At 72.3% G+C, this 4081-nt stretch carries 3 protein-coding genes; 1 reads left to right on the top strand and 2 read right to left on the bottom strand.

Annotated elements, in window-relative coordinates:
* Window positions 1-266: 266 nt before the first annotated feature.
* The gene (locus D476_RS35695) at window positions 267-1532 is read right to left on the bottom strand and encodes a hypothetical protein (protein WP_017625352.1); all 1266 of its coding nucleotides are present in this window, start codon (window positions 1530-1532) and stop codon (window positions 267-269) included.
* A 208-nt stretch (window positions 1533-1740) separates the two neighbouring features.
* On the opposite strand from D476_RS35695, the gene xylA reads away from it, so the two are divergent.
* The gene (gene xylA, locus D476_RS0118145) at window positions 1741-2904 is read left to right on the top strand and encodes a xylose isomerase (RefSeq protein WP_017625353.1); all 1164 of its coding nucleotides are present in this window, start codon (window positions 1741-1743) and stop codon (window positions 2902-2904) included.
* Between the two features lie 59 nt (window positions 2905-2963).
* On the opposite strand, the gene D476_RS0118150 is transcribed toward xylA, so the two are convergent.
* A complete protein-coding gene (locus tag D476_RS0118150; protein ID WP_017625354.1) occupies window positions 2964-3902 on the bottom strand; it encodes an MBL fold metallo-hydrolase in 939 nt (312 codons plus the stop codon).
* Window positions 3903-4081: the final 179 nt, after the last annotated feature.

Raw genomic sequence — 4081 nt, forward strand, 5'->3', positions numbered from 1 at the left:
GGGGGTTGGCTGCTTGTGGGGCTGCGGTGGGTCGTGGGGCGGGTACTGAGGGTTGTGGTGGGTGTCGGGGTGTCTGGGGTCTGTTGTTGGGGCGTCGGTGTGGACGGGGTGCCGGTGTTGCGCTCGGGGGCTGCGTTGTGGAGCGCGTGCAGGTGGGCTCGGCCGTGCGTGTGGGGGTCTTTGAGGATTTGCGGGAGGGGGTTCGGCGGTGTGTTCCGTGCGCGTGCCGCGGGGCCCGGTGGGGTCGTAGTTGGTTGTTTCGGGGGTCATATGTCCTGTGGCGGGTTGTAGGGGACCTCGTCGTCCAGCAGGCGGGCCCATTCCGGTCGCCACTGCGGTGACCGGGCGGCCATCTCGTCCTTGAGGTCGGGCAGTCGTGGTGGGGTCATGCCGCCCGGGAGGGTTCCCGATCGGCGTCCCCATTCCGGCCAGTGGTCGTAGGCGCGCTCGACCGTGGAGTGGGCGGCGGTGGCTTTTACTCGCAGGAAGTACCAGGCGCCGTGTTCGGGGTGGGTCTCCGCCTGGCGCAGCCGCAGGGGCAGGAGTCCGTCCTGCCACGGTTCGTCGAGTGTGTGGCCTGAGGCGTCGACGAGTCTTGGGAAGCTCATGGCGCCCCGCTCGCAGGAGACGGTGAAGGTGAGTTCGCTGCCGTGTTCGGCGGCCAGTGCGCACAGGGCCTCACGCAGTGTGCGCAGCTCCTCGGTCTCCGGTGGGGCGGGGCGCTGGGCCTCGTGGGCGGATTGCATGGCGCGGGCCACCATCGCTTTCCAGTTCCGCATGGTGAGCACGCGGTGTCGGCGGGGTGTGGTCGGCGGTGTTCCGGCGGGCAGGGGATCGTCCTTGCGGGTGAACCAGTCCGCGCCGAGTAGTTCGCGTGCCGCGCCCACGTCCACGCGGTCGGCGCCGTAGAGGTCCCGGAACAGGTTCCAGGCGCGGTCGCCGTCTGTGTTCCCGGCGACGTGCCGTATCAGCTCGGCCGCCACGGCGCGATGGTGGTCGTCGTCGGGGAAGGGTGCGGACAGGAACCCGAGCAGGCCCTGGGGGGTTCCGAAGTCTTCGATGGTGGCCAGGCCGTCGTCGTCGATGCCGTCGGGGTAGTGTGTGCGCCCCCAGGCGGTGCCGTCCCACCAGTAGAGGAAGGACACGCCCATCTGCTCGTGCAGGTAGCGGGCGATGAACGTGTCCAGCCACTGCCGCGGCAGCCAGTGGGGTCCGCCCGCGAGCAGGTCGAGTTCCTCGTCGATGGTGTCCTGTCCGAGGGGTTCCCAGCCGGTCAGTACGGCTCGGCCGCCCTCTACCCAGGTCAGACGCCACCAGCAGCCCGCGGAGTTGTCGAAGTGCGTGCCGTGCGGGCCGAGCGTGAACCCGCCGCGGGTGTGGGTCGTCCCTACCGGGTCGTAGGTGAAGGTCTCTTCCGGGTGTGCTTGGAGGAGGCGGTAGGCGCCGAGTTCGATCCTGCTGTGGGCCCAGAGCACCTCAGGCGGCGGCAGGTCCTCGGGGCGGCCGGGCTGGTGGAAGGGGGTGGGGGTCATGGGGGTGGGCTCCGGTGGTTCGGGGAGGCCCGCGTGGGTGCGGGTGGGGTGCTGGTCAGATGTGCTGGGGGCGTGGCCGGTTCCCTTGGGGTGGGCCGTGTGGGCGGTTCGTTGGAGGGGGGTGCGGGGTGGGGGGCATTGACGCGGGGTTTGTTCGGTGACCAGACTAATGGGGTCGCTGTCGGCCGTGCCCTGAGGAGGGTCCGTGATGGACGTGTACCGCCCCCGGCTTGAGGACCGGTTCAGTTTCGGGCTGTGGACGGTGGGCTGGCAGGGGGTGAACACGTTCGGGGCCGCGGTGCGCGGGCCGCTGGACCCGGTGCGCGCGGTCCACCGGTTGGCGGAGCTGGGGGCGTGGGGGGTGACCTTCCACGACGAGGACCTGGTTCCGGCGGGGACGGGCGCGGCCGAGCGGGAGCGGATCATCGGGCGGTTCCGCTCGGCGCTGGAGGAGACGGGGGTGGTGGTGCCGATGGCCACCACGAACCTGTTCACCGACCCGGTGTTCCGGGACGGGGGGTTCACCTCGAACAGTCGTAGGGTGCGGCGGCTTGCGCTGCGCAAGGCGGCGGCCAACATCGATCTGGCGGCCGAGCTGGGCGCGCGCACGTATGTGTGCTGGGGCGGCCAGGACGGGGCCGAGACCGAGGCGGGCAAGGACGGGCGTGCGGCGCTGGAGCGGCTGCGGGAGGCGTTCGACGTGCTGTGCGCCTATATCCGGGAGCGGGGGTACGGGCTGCGGCTGGCGGTGGAGCCCAAGCCGAACGAGCCGCGGGGGGATGTGCTGCTGCCGACGGTGGGGCACGCGCTGGCGTTCATCGGGGAGCTGGAGCACCCGGAGATGGTGGGGGTGAACCCGGAGGTGGGCCATGAGCAGATGGCGGGGCTGAACATGGTGCACGGGGTGGCGCAGGCGCTGTGGCACGGCAAGCTGTTCCACATCGACCTGAACGGGCAGCGGGGGGTCAAGTTCGACCAGGACCTGCGGTTCGGGGGCGGTGATCTGCGGGAGGCGTTCTTCCTGGTGGACCTGTTGGAGCGGGAGGGGTATGAGGGGCCGCGGCACTTCGACTTCAAGCCGCCGCGCACCGAGGACGACGCGGGGGTGTGGGTGTCGGCGCAGGCGTGCATGCGCAACTACCTGATCCTGCGGGAGAAGGCGGCGGCGTTCCGGGCGGACCCGGAGGTGGCCGAGGCGCTGGAGGCCTCCCGGGTGGGTGAGCTGGCGGTGCCGACGCTGGGTGAGGGGGAGTCGTTGGAGTCGCTGCTGGCCGAGGTGGATCCGGACGTGGGGGAGCTGCGGGAGCGGGGGTACGGCTTCGAGCGGCTGGACCAGCTGGCGACCGAGCACCTGCTGGGTGTGCGGGGGTAGCGCCTGGTGCGGCCCCGGGTTCCGCGTGTGCGGGGCCCGGGGCCTTTTGCGTGCGGGGGTCAGGCCCGGGCGTCGGCGAGGCGGCCCTGGATCATCAGGTCCATGACCTTCATGAAGCGGTCGGTGCGGTGGCGGCCGAGGATGAAGGGGTTGGGGGCGTGGGGGTCGGTGCGCAGGGCCTGCATGCGCTGCAGGCCGTGGTCGTTGGGGTGGTTGGACAGTTCGATGTCGGCTCCGGCGCGGTGCATGCGGCGGCGGAAGGCGGCGATGGAGTCGCGGTAGGTGCGCAGCCGGCCGGGGGCGGCGGGCGGGTTGGTGCCGCCCCAGAGCATGGCGGTGTGGGGGCGGCCGCGGTGGCGGGTGTCGAAGAGGGCGGAGACGGTTCCGGGGGTGTGGCCGGGGGTGTGGTGCAGGGCGATGGTGGTCGGGCCCATGTGGAGCCGGTGGCCGTCGGTGATGTCGGTGTCGCGGCGGGGGGCGTGCTCGTGGCCGTCGGCTTCGACCAGGTCCCAGTCGGCGGGGGACATCAGGACGCGGGCGCCGTGGCGGTCGGCGAGGTACTGGGCGCCGCCGAAGTGGTCGTAGTGGCCGTGGGTGATGACGATGTGGGTGATGTCGGCGGGGTCGGCGCCGAGGCTGCGCAGGCCGGGTTCGATGACGGTGCGGGCGTCGTCGGGGTTCTTCAGGGCGTCGAACAGGACGATGCCGCGGTCGGTGGTCAGGGCCATGGCGTGGACGAAGCCTGCGCTGAGGACGGCGAGGTCGTCGGTGATGCGCGTGGGCGGGGGCGGGGGGATCTCGCCGGGGAATTCGGTGTCGGGGTGCAGTGCGGTGGCGATGGCGGTGAGGACGGGGTCGCGGCCGGCGAGGCGGCGGGCGGCGTTGTAGTAGGGGGTGCCGGTGTCGGCGTGGGCGGGTGCGGCGGGCAGGGCGGCGGCGGTGAGTCCGCCGAGGGCGATGCGGGCGAGGGTGCGGCGGGTGACGGGGCCGGTGGGCAAAGGGGGGCTCCTGTCCGTCGTGTGGGTGGCGGGTGTTCTGTAGCGGGGTGTCCGGGGGGTGTGATGCGGGGCGGGGGCGGGGTGTTCGGTCGGATGATGGGGGGGTGTGGGGCGGGGGGGGGTGGGCACGGGGCGGCTTCGGGGGTGGCCCGCCTCGGTGTCGGTGCCGTGACCGGCGC

This window comes from Nocardiopsis chromatogenes YIM 90109, assembly GCF_000341185.1.
In the GTDB taxonomy this organism is placed as follows: Bacteria; Actinomycetota; Actinomycetes; order Streptosporangiales; family Streptosporangiaceae; genus Nocardiopsis_A; species Nocardiopsis_A chromatogenes.